Origin of the sequence: Micromonospora sp. CPCC 206061 (assembly GCF_036906915.1) — a bacterium.
In the GTDB taxonomy this organism is placed as follows: domain Bacteria; phylum Actinomycetota; class Actinomycetes; order Mycobacteriales; family Micromonosporaceae; genus Phytohabitans.
Genome location: NZ_JBAKHX010000010.1, coordinates 34,353 through 50,855 on the forward strand (window position 1 = coordinate 34,353; position 16,503 = coordinate 50,855).

Below are 16,503 nucleotides of genomic sequence, written 5' to 3' on the forward strand. Positions count from 1 at the left end.
TTGGATCACCGGAGGCCCGTTAGGTCGTGCGGGCACTCACCTCGCGTGGGTCGCTCCACGCAGAAGCCAGGTCAAATCGTCGAGCCAGACCAGCGCCATGACGACGATGCCCGCCACGAAAAGGGCCAATAGGAGTTGAGGTGGGTCGAGGCTGCCCAGCGACACCGCGGGCAGGGCGATCGTGCCGAGTAGGGCGCCGAATGAGGCGACAGCAAGGAACCCGCTGCGAATGACGTGCCGCCAGGCAACGGGTGCGCTCGTCGGCCCGAAACAGTGGCACCCGACCGTGGACCCCCGCCGGATGGCCCGCGCGAGCACGAAGGCGAACGCGCCGAAAAGCAACACCGCCGCGGCCAAACCCGCGGGCGCGCCGCCCGGCCAGACGAGAAGAGCCAGCACGAACGTCTCGGCCGCGATCGATGCGGCCGCCACCAGACGGGACCAACGTGGGGAGATCACCTGTAGGCCTGTAATCGCATCGGCGAACGCGTGGAAACCCACGCGCGTGCGCACCTTGCCGATTATCGAAATCGCGAGAACACCAGACACCGTCAATATTGCCGCAACGACAGCAGCAACGCCCACGCCTATTCCCCCATGTCCTGCGTGTCACAAGCCAATCGATGCGCAAGCAACTATCCAGGTTCCTGGAACGTACCCGCGCCATCCAGCGGTGTCAACCGATTGATCTTTGGGCGCATCGAGGGGAGTCTTATGTGGAGGGAGGCGCATGATCGACAAATCACGGTTCGTGATCGCCGCCATGATCGCGTTCGCGGCGGCCGTCGCGGGCGTTGCCACGGCACGCCGTCGCTTCTTGATCATCGATGTGACGGGCGACAGCATGGGACCTAGCCTCGTCCACGGCGACCGCCTGCTGGTTCACCGAACGCGGCGGTTCCGGGTGGGCAGCATCGTGGTCGCGCACCATCAGCAGGGTAGGCCCCGAGGCGCCTCAGCCGACCCCGCGGCGACCGCATGGCTCGTCAAGCGAGTGGCGGCACTGCCGGGCGACCCCGTCCCAGAATCGGTCGCCCCAGCCGTTGGCGGTCACTCGCGACACGTGCCCGACGGCATGACCGTGCTGCTCGGCGAAAACTCACAAAGCATCGACTCGCGTCTATGGGGATTCGTGCCGCTAAATGACATCGAAGGGGTGGTGGTAAAGCGGCTCAGTTCCAACTCCAGATGTCGCGTCTCGCGCGTCAGTTGACGTGCGGCTCTCAGTTCACCTCCTCGCGGGTGCGCCGCTTCAGCGCGGAGTCCAGCCGTGGATAGACGCGGCGGGCGTTGGCCTCGTACACCTTTTCACGGTCACCAGGCGAGAGGCTCAGGGCTTCGACGTAGCGCCGCGTGTCGTCGAAGTAGTGGCCGGTCCGCGGGTCGATTCCGCGGACCGCGCCGACCATTTCGGAGCCGAACAGGATGTTGTCGACGTCGACGACCTCGAAGAGCAGGTTGACGCCCGGCTGGTGATAGACGCAGGTGTCGAAGAAGACGTTGCCCATCACCGACTCATCGAGGGACGGCCGACCGAGCATGTCGGTGAGCCCGCGGAACCGTCCCCAGTGGTAGGGCACCGCGCCGCCGCCATGGGGAACGATGAGACGTAGGTCGGGGAAATCCTTGAACAGGTCCGCTTGGAGCAACTGCATGAACGCCGTCGTGTCGGCGTTGAGGTAGTGGGATCCGGTGGCGTGGAAGTTCGGGTTGGTGACCGCGGAGACGTGGACCATCGCGGGGACGTCCAACTCGACCATGGCTTCGTAGAGCGGATACCAGCTGGCGTCGGTGAGCGGTGGTGACGTCCAATGGCCGCCGCTGGGATCGGGGTTGAGGTTGCAGCCCACGAAGCCCAGCTCCTCCACACAGCGCCGCAGTTCCGCGACGGCGTGTGAAATCGGGACACCGACGGACTGCGGAAGCTGGCAGGCGCCGATGAAATGTTCGGGGTAGAGCTTCACGACCCGGGCGATGAGGTCGTTGCAGGCCCGCGTCCAGGCGAGGCTGACCGCCTCGTCACCGAAATGGTGGCCCATCGCAGAAGCGCGGGGCGAAAAGATGGTGAGATCGATGCCGCGTTCGCGCATCAGGCGCAGCTGGCTGCCCTCGATCGACTCTCGGATCTCGTCGTCGGAGACGGTGGGGTACGCGGGAGGCGACTCGCCTGCCCGGAACGCCGCCTGCTGGACTTCTCGCCAGGTGGTGTGCGCGGCCGGCGCGGTCGTGTAGTGACCGTGACAGTCGATGATCATGCTCCTGCTTCCTGGTCTCGTAGAGCGATGAGCAGATCGCGTGCGGCGGCGGCGAGGTCGCGCGCGATCGCGCCGCCCCCTTCGCCGAGCCCGAGTACGGCGATGCGCATCAGTCGGCTGGCCTGGTCATGCCCCCATCGTCGTCCGGTAGCCGGTCGACGTACTCCACGCCGAGCTGGGCGAGCAGTTGACGGAGGTTGTACATGTCCACCCCAAGCACGCCGCCGGCAAGTTGCTCGCGCTTCGTGGCCTCGTTGGCCATGCGCTTCGCCGCGGCGTCGGCGACCCTTGGCCCCGAGGCGGCCGGTAGGGCGAGGACGCCGTCGTCGTCGGCGACGATGATGTCGCCGGGCCGCACGATCTGCCCGTCGGCGACGACCGGGATGTTCACCGAGCCGGGACTGGCCTTCACCGTTCCCTGCGCGTGCACGGCCCGCGACCAGACCGGGAAGCGCATCTCGCGCAGTGAGGCGAGGTCTCGCACGCCCGCGTCGATCACCAGGCCGACGACACCGCGAGACATGAGCGATGTCGCCAGCAGGTCGCCGAACATGCCGTCGGTCGACGGCGACGTCGTCGTCACCACCAGCACATCGCCGGGGCGGCAGACCTCGACCGCGGCGTGGATCATGAGATTGTCGCCGGGATGGCACGACACAGTGATCGCCGAACCGGCGATCACGACGCCTGCCTGGCGTGCCTGGATCGCCGGGCCTAGCAGACCGATCCGGCCGGCCGCCTCGTGGGCCGCGGCGACGCCCGCGTCCCGAAGGGCGGCGACGGTCTCAGGTTCGGCGCGATCGACACACCGCACCACGTAGTGCATCGTTCCTCCTCGACGGCGTACTTGGGGAAGCCGTGTCGACAATCTCGTCCTTGGGCGTATCGCGCGGCGTCCAGCGGGGATGTCCACCCCGCGCCGATGTGCCGGTCAGGGCAGGCCGCCGAGCACGTCCATGCCGCGCATCGCGACGACGACGCTGCTGATGTGGTCACGCATCGCCGCCTCCGCCTCCTTGGCGTCGCCGGCGCGGATCGCCGCGATGATCCGCTCGTGCTGCGGCAGCGACACCGCCGGCCGCCCAGGCAGCAGGGACAGCATGTACTGGTGCCGCACCAACTGCCCGCGCAGTGTCTCGATGAGCCGGTCGGCGGTGGTGTGGCCGGCGATCCGCCGCACCAGTGAGTGCAGGCGCTGGTTGAGGTCGCTGTAGTGGCGGAACTCCTCCGCCTCGACGGCGCGCCGCATGAGCTGGCCGATCTCCTCCAGCTCGGCGGCCTGCTCGGGGGTGACCCGCTCGGCCGCCCGCGCCGCGACCAGGCCCTCGAGCACCATCCGCACCTCGGTGATCTCGACGGCCTCGTCGATGGACACCTTGCGCACGTGGGCGCCCTTGTTGCGCTGGATTTCGACCAGACCCTCAGCGACGAGGTCCTGCAGGGCCGTCCGCGCGTTGAAGCGGCTCACGCCGAGACGCTCACACAGCTGAGCCTCCACCAGGCGTTCGCCCGGCAGGTACTCGCCGCGGAGGATCGCCTCGCGCAGCTTGTCCCGGGCCTGTACGGCAGCCGAGGCCGAAGGCGGCGCCTTGGAGAGCCCTCGCACTTCGAGCGCAGGGCTCGCTGGGCTCATGGCGCGATCACCTTGCGGCTGTTGGTCACGGCCATGGTGTGCACCTCGTCCGCCGTGAACCCGGCCGCCAGCAGGCGGTCCGCGAGGAGCGCGAGCCCGTCCTCGACGGGCGGGTTGAACGGCTGGCCGAGGTCGCTGGACAGGATCGAGTGCTCCGGCCCGACCGCGCGGATGTGCTCGAAGACGAGGTCCCACGAGACCTTGCCGGTGTACGGGGTGGTGAAGCAGCGTTCGAGCAGGGCGCCGCGCGCGGCGAGGTGACGCTGGGTCGCCACGTCGAGCTGCTGCGAGGTGAACTCCGGGTGGGTCACGATGATGCGCCGGACGCCGGCGCCGGACGCCGCGTCCACGGCGGCCACGATCTCGGTACCGCTGAGGTGCCCGGTCGCCAGCACCATGTCGTGCTTGGCGATGACGGCGAAGACGGCCCGCAGCTCGGGCACGATCCCGCCGTCCTCGTCGACCACCTCGATCGTTGGCGCGACGATCCCCTGCTCGGCAAGCTCGTCCTGGAGCGCTGCCCACATCGGCGCTGGTGCCCCCGGCGGCAGGGTGGCCCGACTGGCGCGCTCGTTCGCACAGTCCACTGTCGGCAGCCAGACCACCCGGGCGCCCTGCCGTCCGGCGATCTCGACAGCCACCGGGTTCAGCCCGCCGACCGAGCCGTTGAGCGTGAGGGCGCCCAGCACGTCCACGCCGGGCACGACGCCGCGCACCACCTCGGCCCGCTCGGCGGTCGGCACGTAGTGCGATTTCAGGACGAAGCCGGCCATGCCCACCTCGGCGAACCGGCGCGCGAGGGTCACGTCGTCGATGCGGCGTTTCATCACGTCAGGCGCGACGTGGACGTGCGTGTCATACGCGGTGGCGACCAGTTCCCGGGCCAAGGCCGTGGGAGTCGGATGGGCGGGCGCGCTGTCGGCCATGTTCCCTCCTAATGTCCACACGATTGTTAGCAATCATGTCGACAACGTCAAGGAACGTCGCCCAGCTTTGCGCCCGTTACGCCCCTGCTACGCCGTCGTCGCCGCGCAAGAGCCCTGCTCCGACCGCCGAGCCGGCCGTGGCGACGTACCGGTGTCCCTTGTGGGCGGTGAACGTCACCCGCTCGCCGCTGCCGGCGGCTCGCACCACGCTGTCGGTGGTCGCGTCGAGCAGCCGGTGCGGGCCGGCGAACAGCGGGCTGCGCAACGCCACCGGGCCGGTGGCGCCCGCGGTCAACGCGATCTCCCGGGCCGCGCCGCCGGCCCAGCGCACGTCGAGCGTTAGGTCGCCTCGGGCGCGCAGGCCCGTGACCGAGCCGTCGGGCCAGGCTCCGGGCAGGGCGGGCAGCACGTGTACGTCGCCGGTGTGGCTCTGCAGCAGCATCTCGGCCACGCCCGCGGTCGCGCCGAAGTTTCCGTCGATCTGGAACGGCGGGTGGGTGTCCCAGAGGTTGGCGAGCGTGCTGAACCGCAGCTGTTCGGTCAGCATCTTGTGTGCGCGGTCGCCGTCCAGCAGCCGCGACCAGAAATTGATTTTCCAGGCCTTGCTCCAGCCGGTGCCGCCGTCGCCGCGGGCGGTCAGCGACACCGTGGCCGCGGCGGCGTACTCGGGATCTGTCAGCGGGGCGATCTGGTTGCCCGGATGCAGGGCGAACAGGTGCGACACATGCCGGTGCTGGTCGGTCGGGCCGTCCCAGTCGCCCTTCCACTCCCGTAGCTGTCCCCACGAACCGACGTGGGTTCCCGGGTCGAGCCGCCCCAGCGCGGAGCGCACATCAGCCAGAAACGCGGCGTCGCCGCCGAGCACGTCGCCCGCTTCGAGCACGTTGGTGAACAGGCCCCACACGATCTGCTGGGACATCGAGGCGCCGGCGGTGAAGTCACCGTGCTCGGGCGAGAAGCTCGGCGAAACCACCAGCGTGCCGTCGCACGGGTCGACCACCAGCTCGTCCAGCCAGAACTGGGCCAGGTCCCGCATCATCGGGTACGCCCGCTCGCGCAGGAACGTCTCGTCCCTGGTGAACAGGTAGTGCTCCCAGTAGTGCAGCGCCAGCCAGGCCCCGGCCTCTGGAAACCAGAACGCGGTGGGCCAGTCGTGCACGCCCGTGAAGCCGTACGGGTTGGTCTCGTTGTGTACCACCCAGCCACGGCTGCCGAACATGTGCCGCGCGGTGTGCCGGCCCGGCGGCACCATCGCGTCGACGTAGTCGAACAGCGGCCCGGTGGTCTCGGACAGGTTGGTGGTCTCGGCCGGCCAGTAGTTCATCTGCAGGTTGATGTTGACGTGATAGTCGGCGTCCCACGGCGGGCTGGTCGAGTTGTTCCACACGCCCTGCAGGTTGGCCGGCAGCGACCCGCTCCGGGATGAGGCTATGAGCAGGTAGCGTCCGTACTGGAAGTACAGCGCCTCCAACGCCCTGTCCGCGGGCGTCGCGCCGCCCCGGTACGCCCGCAGCAGCTCGTCCGTCGGGATCGCCGGCATCGACTGTGCGATGTCGAGCGTCACCCGGTCGAACAGCTCCCGGTGGTCGGCGACATGCCGAGCCAGCAGGTCCTCGTACGGCTTGGCGGCGGCCCGGCCGACCGCTGCCGTGACGGCGGCGTGCGGGTCGGGTCCGCGATACGTTGGATACCGGTCGGAGTAGTCGGTGCCGGCGCAGAGGATGAGCGTGGCCGCGTCGGCGCCGTCGACGGTAACCGTGCCGTCCGGGTTGTCGGTGCGCGAGCCGCCCTCGTGGCGTACCAGGATCTGGGCTTCGAACCTGAGCTTGTTGTCAGTCAGCGCACCCGCGAACGTGATGCGCCCGCCCTCGACGGCCATGCTCTTCACGCGGTTGTCGGGTGCGCGGACGCCCGCGGTGAACGCGACCCTGCCCGGCCGGTCGGCGTCGAACCGCACGACGAGTGCCCCGTCCGGGTAGCTGGCGAAGTACTCGCGGGTATGGCGGACGTCGCCGTCCAGATAGGACACGCGCGCGACCGCGCGGGTGATGTCGAGCTCGCGGCGGTACTCCCCGACCGCGCCCGGGTCGGCGGGTAGGCGCAGCGTGAGCTCGCCAAAGGGCTGGTAGGCCCCGAAGCCGCTCTTGGGCTGGCCGAGCACCTCGCAGACCTCGTTCGGGTCGAGCCGCTGCCGCGCGTCGAGGTCTCGCCGCACCCGCTCGATCGCGCCGGGGCGCGGCGCGGACCAGTTGCCGAAGTCGTACCCCCACGCCGAGCCCGGGCCACCGGTCCACAGCGTCTTCTCGTTGAACTGCACGGTCTCGACCGCCACGCCGCCGAACACCATGGCGCCGAGCGCGCCGTTGCCGATCGGCAGCGCCTGTGTCTCCCAGTGCGTCGCGGGCTCGGCGTACCAGAGCACGGACATCACGAACCCCTGTCATCCGATGTTCCAGACGTGCAGACTACGGATGACCTGGGGCTGGCTCAGAATCGGGCGCCGACGTCGGCGCCGTTGGACGGGCGCAGGAAGGTGGAGGACGGGATCGAGCCGTCGGCGTTGCGCGGCCCGGTGATGGTGCTGGGGTTGGTGTTGGCCAGCGACCAACTACCGCCGATGTCCCACGAGTTGGCCGAGCCGCTGGAGTTGGCGCCCAGCGAGACGGCGGTGCCGTTGGCGACCGAGAGGTTGTTGGTCAGCGTGCTGTCGGAGCGGTCGAAGTCGAAGCCGGTCCCTGGGTTGTCCCACGCGGTGCAGCGTTCGATGCGGTGCTGGCCGGGGTTGTTGTTGTCGATGAAACCGCTGACGGCGTTGTCCCACGTCATGCTGTTGCGCACGGTGTGGTTGCCGACCACGCCGTTGCCGCCGAGCTTGAAGCCGTTGCCGTCACCGGTGAAGTTCGGCAGGTTCCAGCGGTTGAAGCCGTTGCCCCAGGCGAGGCTGTTCTCCACCAGGATGGGCGAGGAGAACATCCACCAGTCCAGCCCGTCGTCGGAGTTGTTCCACAGCCGGGCTCCGCGTACGACGTTGCCGGTGCCGGAGCCTTCCTTGATGGCCAAGCCGTCGGCGCTCTCGCCGTTGTTGCGCGGGTCGCGGTTGCCGTACGAGTCCAGGTTGATGATTTGGTTGTTGCTCGAGGTCAGGAACAGGTGGAAGCCGGACTCGTAGTTGTCCCGGGTGACCAGCCGCTCGTAGTAGTTGTTGCTGGAGTCCAGACCGAAGACGCCGTACGGGCCGCGGATGATTTCCAGGCCGATCAGCCGCCACCAGTCGCCCTCGATGTGGATGGCGCCGCGTTCGGGCCGCGGGATGCTGGAGTCGACCGCGCCCGGGGTGTACGGCATGTTCTCGCCGTCGAGGATGACCCGTTCGTTGTTGTAGTTGCGCATCGTGATGGGCGCGCTCGACGTGCCGTTCTTCAGGATCTGGATGTTGGTGCTCGGTGCGTAGGTGCCGCCGCGGATGTAGATGGTGTAGCCGGGCTGTGCCAGGTCGACCGCCCGCTGGATGGTTGCCAGCGGCGCGCTCAGCGTGCCCGCGTTGCTGTCGTTGCCATTGGTCGCCACGTACAGCGCGGTGGTTGGTTGCGGCTCGCCGCCGCCGACCTCGAAGTCGAGGTAGTCGAGGTTCGGCAGTCCGGCCGCGGCGGTCGGGTTCAGCCGGATCGTGTTGGTGCCGGCGTTGACGGACACGGTCACAGTCTTGGTGACCCAGGTCGACCATGCTCCGGTGCCCTCGAAGGACGGCGTCTGGACGGTCGCGCCGTTGACGAGCAGGTTGGCCGGGCGCGCCCCGGTGGTCCCGTTGGCGAACCGGATGCCCAGCGTCGCTGTGCCGGACGCCGAGGCGTTCACCGTGAATTGCGCGTACCCGCTGGTGGAGTTGGCGCCGTTGCAGAAGCCGCTGCCGGAGTAGCCGGTCCAGTTGGAGTCGATGGTGCCCGAGCACACGGCCGGGGAGCTCTCCGCCTCGTAGCGCATGGGCGCCGCGTGGGCTACGGATGCCGACATGACGAGCATCGCGCCGGTGAGGCCGGCAATCGCAAATACCACAGGAAAGCGCTTACCCATGTCGCGCATCGTAGCGACGGCAATCATGACAGTCAATGCCGATCTTCCCGTACGGCGGGCGGAACAGGGCCGGCGCGACGCCTGCCGTCCGCTGGATCGCCTGCTGGGTCCGGCTGAGCTGAGACTGGATCTGGCTCTGGCTCATGGTGGTCAGAGCCGAGCTGGGTGAGGATCGCGTCCATCGCCGGGTCACGGTTGGCGCGGTAGGCGGCGAAGGTGGGCGGGGCGTAGATGTCGGGGGCGATGGCGGTGCGGCGGTCGGTGGGCCAGGAAGTCTGCCAGTACAGGTCGGACACATTGACCTCGATGGCGCTGTAGGGCAGGCGGAACGGCACGGTCTCGCCCACGAAGTTGGGGCGGGAGCCGGTGGGTTCGCCGACGAACACAGCGCGGGTGTGCCGGTCGAGGAAGGTGGTGGTGTTCTGGGCGGCGGAGAACGTGTTTCGGCCGATGATGACGAACAGGCCACCGTGCCGGTTGATCCGCTCGCGTCGGATGATGTGGTGGACGAGTGGTTCGGCGAGGAAGGTGTTTCCACCGCCGTTCCACCGCAGGTCGACAACGAGGGTCGCGGCGTCGTGGTCGTCGATAGCGGTGAACATTCGCTGATAGAACGCGGCCAGCGGCTCGTCGGGCTTGTCGCCGATGCTGTTGAACTGGAAGTACACCAGGTTCTCGGCCGGCAGATACTCGAACCAGTAGCGGTTGTCGACGTCGCGCAGATACGCGGGCCCGTGCGTGCCGCCGGTGAAGCGCAGCGACGTCGGCGTGCACCATGACGGCCACGGGTGCGGCTTCGGTGCGGCTTCGGCGGCCACGGTGACGTCGCGGACGCCGCCGCCTGCCAGGCGCACGGTGAGGGTGAGCACGCTAGGGTCGTCGGCGACGTCGACGGCGTGCAGGAACGCGGGCTGCCGCATCCAGATCGGCGCGTTCGCCATCGGTCCGTAGTCATTGTCGCGGGTCAGCAGGGGGTCGAGGGCGTCGACCACCTTGGGCACGGGTCGCCCGTCGATCGCCATGACCTGCGCACCCAGCAGGCTTTCGTAGCGCGGTTCGGCCTGCGGGATGAACAGGCCCTCGTCGAACAGGAAGAACCAGATCGGCAGGCAGCGTGACCAGTCGGGAAACGCCTGGCTGGTGTCGATGCGGGCGTGGCCGTCGCCGAGTCGCCGCAGCAGCCGCCACATCTCGACCACGATCCGCGCGTCGTCCAGGTCGGGGATGGCGCGATCCAGGTTGGCGACGGCGGCGGCGAAGGCGGCGTCGACGACCTCCCGAAACGGTATCCGGCGGTCGATCTCGCGGCGCAGTGTGCGTAGGTCGGCGCGCCATCCATCCACTCGCGACAGTGCGGCGCCGTGGCCGCCGGCGCCGAGCAGGTCGCGAAACCGCGGGTCGTCGTGCAGCGATGCCAGGTGGGTGTCGGTGGCGGCCCGGTCGAGATCGCGCAGCTGCTGGCGCACCGCCCTCGCCAGCGCGGCCAAAGCCTCGTCGGTGTCGCCGAGCAGCGCGTGGCAGGAGGCGATCCGGTACGCGATCTCGCCGGGAAAGATCGAGGTGATCGGCACCCGCTCAGGGCCGCGGACCGGCCAGACTCCGAGTGCTTCCGCCCGCTGGTAGGCGGTCAGGGCGCCGGCGTAATCGCCAGTCGAGAACCGGGCCTCGGCCAGCCGGTCCCAGTAAACCCCGTTGACCGGGTTCACCGCGACCACGGCCTGCCATTCGAGCGCGGCCTGTTGCCAGTGCTGCGATCGCGACAGCTGTTCGGCCCGCGCGACCATGTCCAGTTGGCCGCTCATTCGGCGCCTCCCCGGGAGGTCTTCGGTGGTGGGGCGACCGAGGTCGAGAAGAAGATGCGGACCTCCCGGGCGCCGGCGGGGATCGCGCCGCGGTCGCTGGCGCGGCGGGCGAAGCGCTGCGCGACCTCGCTCAGCGCGGCGGTGACCTCGCGTAGTTCCTCCGCGGTCAGCGCGGTCGTCACCCCCGCGAAGCTCACCGCGTCGCGCCACTCGGCCGGCTCCAGGGCCTGCCGCCGAAGGCGTTCCTTCATCCGGTTCAGCTCGTGGTCGAGGAAAACCTCGGTGGCGGCCTGAGCGGCGAGCTCGCCGTCGACGCCGAGGCCCTCGCCGGAGAGGTTCTGGTTGAAGCTGGTCAGGCGCCACGGCTTCTCGCGGCCGGGCCCGCTGGGCGCCTGCTCGACGAAGCCGTACTTGGCGAGGATGTTCAGGTGGTAAGAGCAGCTCGCGACGCTTTCGCCGAGCTCGTCGGCGCAACGGGTCGCGGTGGCGGTCTCCTCGCGGCCCACAAGGTCGATCAGCTTCCACCGCAACGGGTGGGCCAGCGCGCGCAGCGCCTTGGCACTACGCGCGGTCATCTCCTCGGACATGTAAGCAAGGTACCTTGCTCAAGACTCCTTGGTAAAGGAGTCTTGTTATGTCAACGCGCGGAGTAACGGGGCGACTTGGATCTCGGACATGGGGCATGGTGGAGAGTGCGCCGACGAAATGGGGCTGTCATGACGCATGCGATCTGGGCAGAAGGGCTGGTCAAGCGGTTCGGCGAGACGACCGCGCTGGCAGGGGTCGATCTAGCGGTCCGGACCGGCACGGTGCTCGGCCTACTGGGGCCGAATGGCGCCGGCAAGACGACCGCGGCGCGGGTCCTGGCCACGCTGTTACAGCCGGACGCCGGACACGCCACGGTGGGCGGCTACGACGTCGTCCGGCAGGCGCACCAGGTGCGCCAGCTGATCGGGATGACCGGCCAGTACGCCTCCGTCGACGAGACGTTGACCGGCGCGGAGAACCTTCTGCTCATCGGGCGGCTGCTCGGCATGCCACGGGCACAGGCCAAGGCACGGGGCCGGGAGTTGCTGGCCCAGTTCGACCTCACCGACGCGGCCGGCCGCGCGGCGAAGACATACTCCGGCGGCATGCGGCGCCGGCTCGACCTGGCCGCCAGCCTCGTCGGCCGGCCGCCGATGCTGTACCTCGACGAACCCACCACCGGGCTGGACCCCCGAGCCAGGGCCGAGCTGTGGGAGCTCATCCGGGTGATGGTCGCCGGCGGCGTCACCGTGCTGCTCACCACGCAGTACCTGGACGAGGCCGACGAGCTCGCCGACGAGATCGTGGTCATCGACCACGGGCGCGTCATCGCCACCGGCACACCGGACGAACTGAAAGCGAAGGCCGGCGCCCAGACGCTCGCGGTGAGGCCCGCGGACGCGTCTCATGTAGCGGTCGTGGTCGACGTGGTGAGCGAACTGGCCCGCGGCGAGCCGGAGGTGAAGGGCCAGCTGGTGACGGTGCCGGTGGCCGACCCGGCGGTGCTGCCGGGCGTCGTGCGGCGCCTCGACGACGCCGGCGTCGTCCTGGCCGAACTGGCGCTGCGCAGCTCCAGCCTCAACGAGGTGTTCCTGTCACTGACCGGGCGTCCCGCCGAAGATACCGAGACGAACGGCGAGCCCGAAGGGAGCGTGGCATGACCACCGCCACCGTGGCCGGACCGGCCACCCCGCTGATCAAGCCGCATGTCAGCCTGGGCGAAGGGCTTTCGCAGACGCTCACCCTCGCCTGGCGCACGATCGTGCAGGTGCGACACAACCCATGGGAGCTGGGCGACTACAGCATCCAGCCGATCATGTTCGTGCTGCTGTTCACCTACGTGTTCGGCGGCGCCATCGCCGGCTCGACCGGCGACTACCTCACGTTCGCGCTGCCCGGCATCATCGTGATGAACATGCTGTTCGTCACGATGTACGTCGGCACCGGCCTCAACACCGACCTGACCAAGGGCGTGTTCGACCGGTTGCGCTCGCTGCCGATCGCGCGGTGGGCGCCGCTGGCCGGCAGGATCATCGCGGACCAGGTCAAGCAGGCGTGGTCGATCTTGCTGTTGCTCGTCGTCGGCATGATCCTGGGCTTTCGTATCGGCACCAACCTGGCCGGTCTGCTCGCGGCCGTCGCCCTGCTGCTGACGTTCGCACTGGCCTTCTCCTGGGTGTCGGTGCTGGTCGGCGTCCTGGCCAAAGACCCGGAGAAGGTGCAGCTGTTCGGCTTCACCGCGCTGTTCCCGGTCACCTTCGTCAGCAACGTGTTCGTGCGGACCGACACCATGCCCGGCTGGTTGCAGGCCTGGGTGAAGCTCAACCCGGTCACGCATCTCGCCGACGCCGCCCGCGGCCTCATGATCGGCGGCCCGGCGGCCAACTCGGTCGTCTGGTCCCTGGTATGGGCGGCCGCGATAGTCGTCGTCTTCGCGCCACTGTCCCTGTACGCCCTGAAACGACGGGTGTAACCACGCGGCCCGCGTAGCCGCGCGAAGCAGACGTCTACTCAGTGCTCGAAGGTCGTCCAGGGCGCAGCAGTACCGTGATCGCCAATGTCCTCGTCCGCACCCGCCGAATTCTAGGTACGCGACACCGTGGATGATCATCCAGGTACAGGAGGCTCGGACGGATGCTGGCGATCCGCGCGGCCCGGCTGTTCGACGGGCTTAGCCCGGTCCTGGTCGAAAAACCCACCCTCCTCGTCGCCGACGGCCGCGTCGCGGCCGTACGGGCCAGCGGAGAGGTGCCGGCGGGCGCCGACGTGGTCGACCTTCCGGACGCCACACTGCTGCCGGGCCTGATCGACGCGCACACGCATCTGGCTTTCGACGCCAGCACGGACCCTGTGGGTTCGCTCGCGTCCGCGAGCGACGGCGAGGTCCTCGACGGCATGCGCGCCGCCGCCCGCACCGCGCTGGCGGCCGGTATCACCACGGTGCGCGACCTCGGCGACCGCGACTACCTCGCGCTGCGCCTGCGCGAGGAGCTCGCCGGAGAGTCGACGTCCGGTCCCCAGGTGCTTGCCGCGGGACCGCCCATCACCACACCGCGCGGCCACTGCTGGTACCTGGGCGGCGAGGCGGCCGGGGTCGACGGCGTCCGGGCCGCGGTGCGCGCCCACGCCGAGCGCGGCGTCGACGTCATCAAGGTGATGGCCAGCGGCGGCGAGATGACTCCTGGCACGCGTCCCCACCTGCCGCAGTTCGGCCTCGACGAGCTGCGGGCGGCTGCCGAGGAGGCCCACAGGTTCGGCCTGCCGGCGACCGCCCACGCCCACAGCGGCCGGGCGATCGCCGACGCCGTCACGGCCGGATTCGACTCGATCGAACACTGCTCGTTCATGACGGAGGACGGCGTGGAGCCGCTGCCCGACGTCATCGAGGCGATCGCCCGGTCCGGCGTCATGGTCTGCGCGACCCTGGGTGTACGCCCCGGGGCCGTCCCGCCGCCCCGGATCGCCGCGCGGCTGGAGGAGTTCACCGCCCTCTTCAGGCGGATGAAGCAGGCCGGGGTCACGATCGTTTGCAGCAGCGACGCGGGCATCGGGCCGTCAAAGCCGCACGACGTCCTGCCGTACTCGGTGCTCATGCTCATCGAGACCCAGGGATGGTCCGCGGCGGAGGCGTTGGAGGCGGCCACGTCCCGGGCGGCCCGGCTGTGCCGGGTCGAGGACCGGAAGGGCCGCCTCGCACCCGGGCTCGACGCCGACATCCTCGCCGTCGCCGGTGACCCGCTGACGAGGCCGCGGGCGCTGCTCGACGTGGCGGCCGTGTTCCGCGAAGGCCACCGCGTCCGCTGAAACTTTTTGCCAACTCGTTCCGCATACCTGTAGATTCCAGCCATCCGTGTTGGTGAATGCAGAGAACGGAGCTCGGCATGGGTTGGACCAGGAGACGGGTACTCGCGCGTGGTGCGGTCACGGCGGCAGCCGCCGTCGGTGCGAGCACCGTGCTTGCCACCGAGGCGCACGCCCTCCCAGTCGTCGACATGGAGATGGTGCTGCTGGCCTCCCAGGTCGACCCGCCCAAGGCCAACACCGGGCTCACACCCGGAGCCAGCGCCCACGTGATCGAGGTCGAGCGGGCGCTGAACGCCAAGGGCCTGCTCACCTCCGGCGCCGTCGACGGGCACTACGGCACCTCGACGATCTCGTCGTACGCCGCGTGGCAACGCTCCCTCGGCTACACCGGCATCGACGCCAACGGCATACCGGGACCCAGCTCGCTGACCGCGCTCGGAAACGGCCGGTACACCGTGACCAGGGCCGTGTCCACCGGCTCGCGCACCGACACGTACGGCGGCCGGCGGGTAAACACCCGCACCCGCAACATGCTGGCGGCCGCCGACGCCATGCTGTCGTGGAACCTGGTCCTATCCCAAGGCTCCTACACCTCGGCGAACCCCAGCTCCGCCGGCACCCACGACGGCGGCGGGGTCGTCGACATCTCGGTGACCAGCATGACCACCACACAACGCTGGGAGACCGTGCGCGCCCTACGCACGGTCGGATTCGCCGCCTGGCTGCGCAACCCTTCCCAGGGATCGTGGCCGTACCACATCCACGCCGCCGCCGTCTCCGACCCGGACCTGGCATCGGCCGCCCGCAACCAGATCCATGACTACTACTTCGGCAAGAACGGCTTGGCCAACCACGCCGCCGACGACACCCCGACGGCGTACCGCGCGTCCTTCACCTGGTGGGAGAAGTACCGCAGAGCCTAACCCCGCTTCTCCACCCTCCCCCGCCCTCCCCGCGACGTCCTCCGCGCCTTCTCCGCGCCTTCTCCGCGCCTTCTCCGCGCCTTCTCCGCGCCTTCTCCGTCGATCAAGGGCAAACGCACGTGGTTGGATCTCAGATCCACGTGCGTTTGCCCTTGATCGATGCGATCGCCCTTGATCGGCGAGGCCAGGCGCGAGTGAGTCACCGCACCACCTCTACAGCGTCCTAGGACAGTATCGTCCACCGCTGACCTCCACCGCTCCTGAGACACCGCACAGTCCCGGCATCGCTGCAGGACGATGTACTGGACGCGGTGGTGCGAGGCGCGCAGCGTGTAGGAGGCGGCTCCGAACACCTCGCCGCTGCCCTTGATCGGATCCGGGTCGAGCGCGGCCACGATGCCCGACGCGGCGTGTACGCGCTCCAGCGACTCACGCCCTTCCCGGATCCCTTGCCGGTATCGCTCGACGAGGTGCCGCACCCGCTGGCGTAGTGCGGGACCCGGACTCCCGGCGCGCAACGCATCCAGGGCCGCACGCACCTCCGGCACGTCGTCGATGCCCGTGTCGCGGGCGATCACCTCGGCCAGGTACCGGTTGATGGCGGGAATCTTGCCGGCCGTGGGCGCGGCCAGCACCGCGCGGACGAACGGCTCGTCGAGCGCTGGATGGCCGACCACGCTCTCGGGCACGAGGTCCTGGGGCACCGGCCGCAGCACGGCCCGACGGAACGTGCCTTCCAGCAGCGTCCCGGTCAGGCGTACTCCGGTGAGGCGCTCGGCCAGAGCCAGCCCGGATGTCCCACCGGTCAGCGAGGAACCGCCTGTAGTACTCGATCACATCGCTGGTCATCGTCCATAGCCTATGCACGCCCGCCTGGCCGGGCACCGTCGCGCACCTCCTCCCGATGGCCGGCGTGTTCGTCGTCGAAGTACACAACGGACGCGACGAGCCGGTATCCATCTGCGCCACTTCATCCTGATCGCCCTGTGCCGGCAGGCGGCGGAGTCCACCCTGGACGGTCACCTGTGCCGGCTGGCCTTTGCCCTGCGGTTCCACCTGGAG

The 16,503-nt window shown here is 69.3% G+C and carries 15 protein-coding genes and 1 pseudogene; 5 read left to right on the forward strand and 11 right to left on the reverse strand.

Features of this window, described 5'->3' with window-relative positions; translation table 11 throughout:
- Positions 1–36: 36 nt before the first annotated feature.
- Positions 37–585, reverse strand: coding sequence for a MauE/DoxX family redox-associated membrane protein (locus tag V6V89_RS10505; RefSeq protein ID WP_334618839.1), 549 nt, complete (start codon positions 583–585; stop codon positions 37–39).
- A 145-nt stretch (positions 586–730) separates the two neighbouring features.
- Here V6V89_RS10505 and V6V89_RS10510 point away from each other — a divergent pair, with 145 nt between their 5' ends.
- On the forward strand, positions 731–1,213 hold the full coding sequence (locus V6V89_RS10510) for a S26 family signal peptidase (RefSeq protein ID WP_334618840.1): 483 nt from the start codon (positions 731–733) through the stop codon (positions 1,211–1,213).
- Positions 1,214–1,223: 10 nt separating this feature from the next.
- Here V6V89_RS10510 and V6V89_RS10515 read toward each other — a convergent pair whose 3' ends face one another.
- The 9 genes and pseudogenes from V6V89_RS10515 to V6V89_RS10550 all read right to left on the reverse strand — a co-directional run bounded on the left by V6V89_RS10515 (position 1,224) and on the right by V6V89_RS10550 (position 11,274).
- Positions 1,224–2,255 (reverse strand): amidohydrolase family protein, encoded by a 1,032-nt coding sequence (locus V6V89_RS10515; RefSeq protein ID WP_334618841.1) that lies wholly within the window; start codon positions 2,253–2,255, stop codon positions 1,224–1,226.
- Between the two features lie 109 nt (positions 2,256–2,364).
- A complete protein-coding gene (locus V6V89_RS10520; RefSeq protein WP_334618842.1) occupies positions 2,365–3,081 on the reverse strand; it encodes a 4-carboxy-4-hydroxy-2-oxoadipate aldolase/oxaloacetate decarboxylase in 717 nt (238 codons plus the stop codon).
- A 105-nt stretch (positions 3,082–3,186) separates the two neighbouring features.
- Complete coding sequence (locus tag V6V89_RS10525) at positions 3,187–3,888, reverse strand: GntR family transcriptional regulator (RefSeq protein ID WP_334618843.1); 702 nt, start codon at positions 3,886–3,888, stop codon at positions 3,187–3,189.
- The gene (locus V6V89_RS10530; RefSeq protein ID WP_334618844.1) at positions 3,885–4,814 is read right to left on the reverse strand and encodes a DUF6282 family protein; all 930 of its coding nucleotides are present in this window, start codon (positions 4,812–4,814) and stop codon (positions 3,885–3,887) included. Before V6V89_RS10530 ends, V6V89_RS10525 begins: the two co-directional genes overlap by 4 nt.
- A gap of 76 nt (positions 4,815–4,890) precedes the next feature.
- Entirely contained in the window at positions 4,891–7,242 is a 2,352-nt protein-coding gene (locus V6V89_RS10535) for a glycoside hydrolase family 95 protein (RefSeq protein WP_334618845.1), read from the reverse strand.
- Between the two features lie 59 nt (positions 7,243–7,301).
- Positions 7,302–8,885 (reverse strand): right-handed parallel beta-helix repeat-containing protein, encoded by a 1,584-nt coding sequence (locus V6V89_RS10540; RefSeq protein ID WP_334618846.1) that lies wholly within the window; start codon positions 8,883–8,885, stop codon positions 7,302–7,304.
- The gene (locus V6V89_RS41680) at positions 8,878–9,183 is read right to left on the reverse strand and encodes a polysaccharide deacetylase family protein (protein WP_442935113.1); all 306 of its coding nucleotides are present in this window, start codon (positions 9,181–9,183) and stop codon (positions 8,878–8,880) included. The genes V6V89_RS10540 and V6V89_RS41680 overlap by 8 nt, the downstream gene beginning before the upstream one ends.
- A pseudogene (locus V6V89_RS10545) lies at positions 9,128–10,687 on the reverse strand (TPR end-of-group domain-containing protein); the annotation flags it as partial. The pseudogene V6V89_RS10545 and the gene V6V89_RS41680, both read right to left, overlap by 56 nt.
- Positions 10,684–11,274 carry a winged helix-turn-helix domain-containing protein gene (locus V6V89_RS10550; RefSeq protein ID WP_334618848.1) on the reverse strand — a complete coding sequence of 197 codons (591 nt, stop codon included), beginning with the start codon at positions 11,272–11,274 and terminating at the stop codon, positions 10,684–10,686. The gene V6V89_RS10550 and the pseudogene V6V89_RS10545, both read right to left, overlap by 4 nt.
- A 129-nt stretch (positions 11,275–11,403) precedes the next feature.
- On the opposite strand from V6V89_RS10550, the gene V6V89_RS10555 reads away from it, so the two are divergent.
- The 4 genes from V6V89_RS10555 to V6V89_RS10570 all read left to right on the forward strand — a co-directional run bounded on the left by V6V89_RS10555 (position 11,404) and on the right by V6V89_RS10570 (position 15,441).
- Positions 11,404–12,375: an ATP-binding cassette domain-containing protein gene (locus V6V89_RS10555; RefSeq protein ID WP_334618849.1), complete on the forward strand. Its 972-nt coding sequence runs from the start codon at positions 11,404–11,406 to the stop codon at positions 12,373–12,375.
- On the forward strand, positions 12,372–13,187 hold the full coding sequence (locus tag V6V89_RS10560) for an ABC transporter permease (RefSeq protein ID WP_334618850.1): 816 nt from the start codon (positions 12,372–12,374) through the stop codon (positions 13,185–13,187). The genes V6V89_RS10555 and V6V89_RS10560 overlap by 4 nt, the downstream gene beginning before the upstream one ends.
- A 161-nt stretch (positions 13,188–13,348) precedes the next feature.
- Positions 13,349–14,518 (forward strand): amidohydrolase family protein, encoded by a 1,170-nt coding sequence (locus tag V6V89_RS10565; RefSeq protein ID WP_334618851.1) that lies wholly within the window; start codon positions 13,349–13,351, stop codon positions 14,516–14,518.
- Positions 14,519–14,574: 56 nt separating this feature from the next.
- Positions 14,575–15,441, forward strand: coding sequence for a peptidoglycan-binding protein (locus tag V6V89_RS10570; protein ID WP_334618852.1), 867 nt, complete (start codon positions 14,575–14,577; stop codon positions 15,439–15,441).
- Here V6V89_RS10570 and V6V89_RS10575 read toward each other — a convergent pair.
- Positions 15,438–16,157, reverse strand: a complete 720-nt coding sequence (locus V6V89_RS10575) for a hypothetical protein (protein ID WP_334618853.1) — start codon at positions 16,155–16,157, stop codon at positions 15,438–15,440. The two genes, V6V89_RS10570 and V6V89_RS10575, sit on opposite strands and share 4 nt — an antisense overlap.
- Positions 16,158–16,503: the final 346 nt, after the last annotated feature.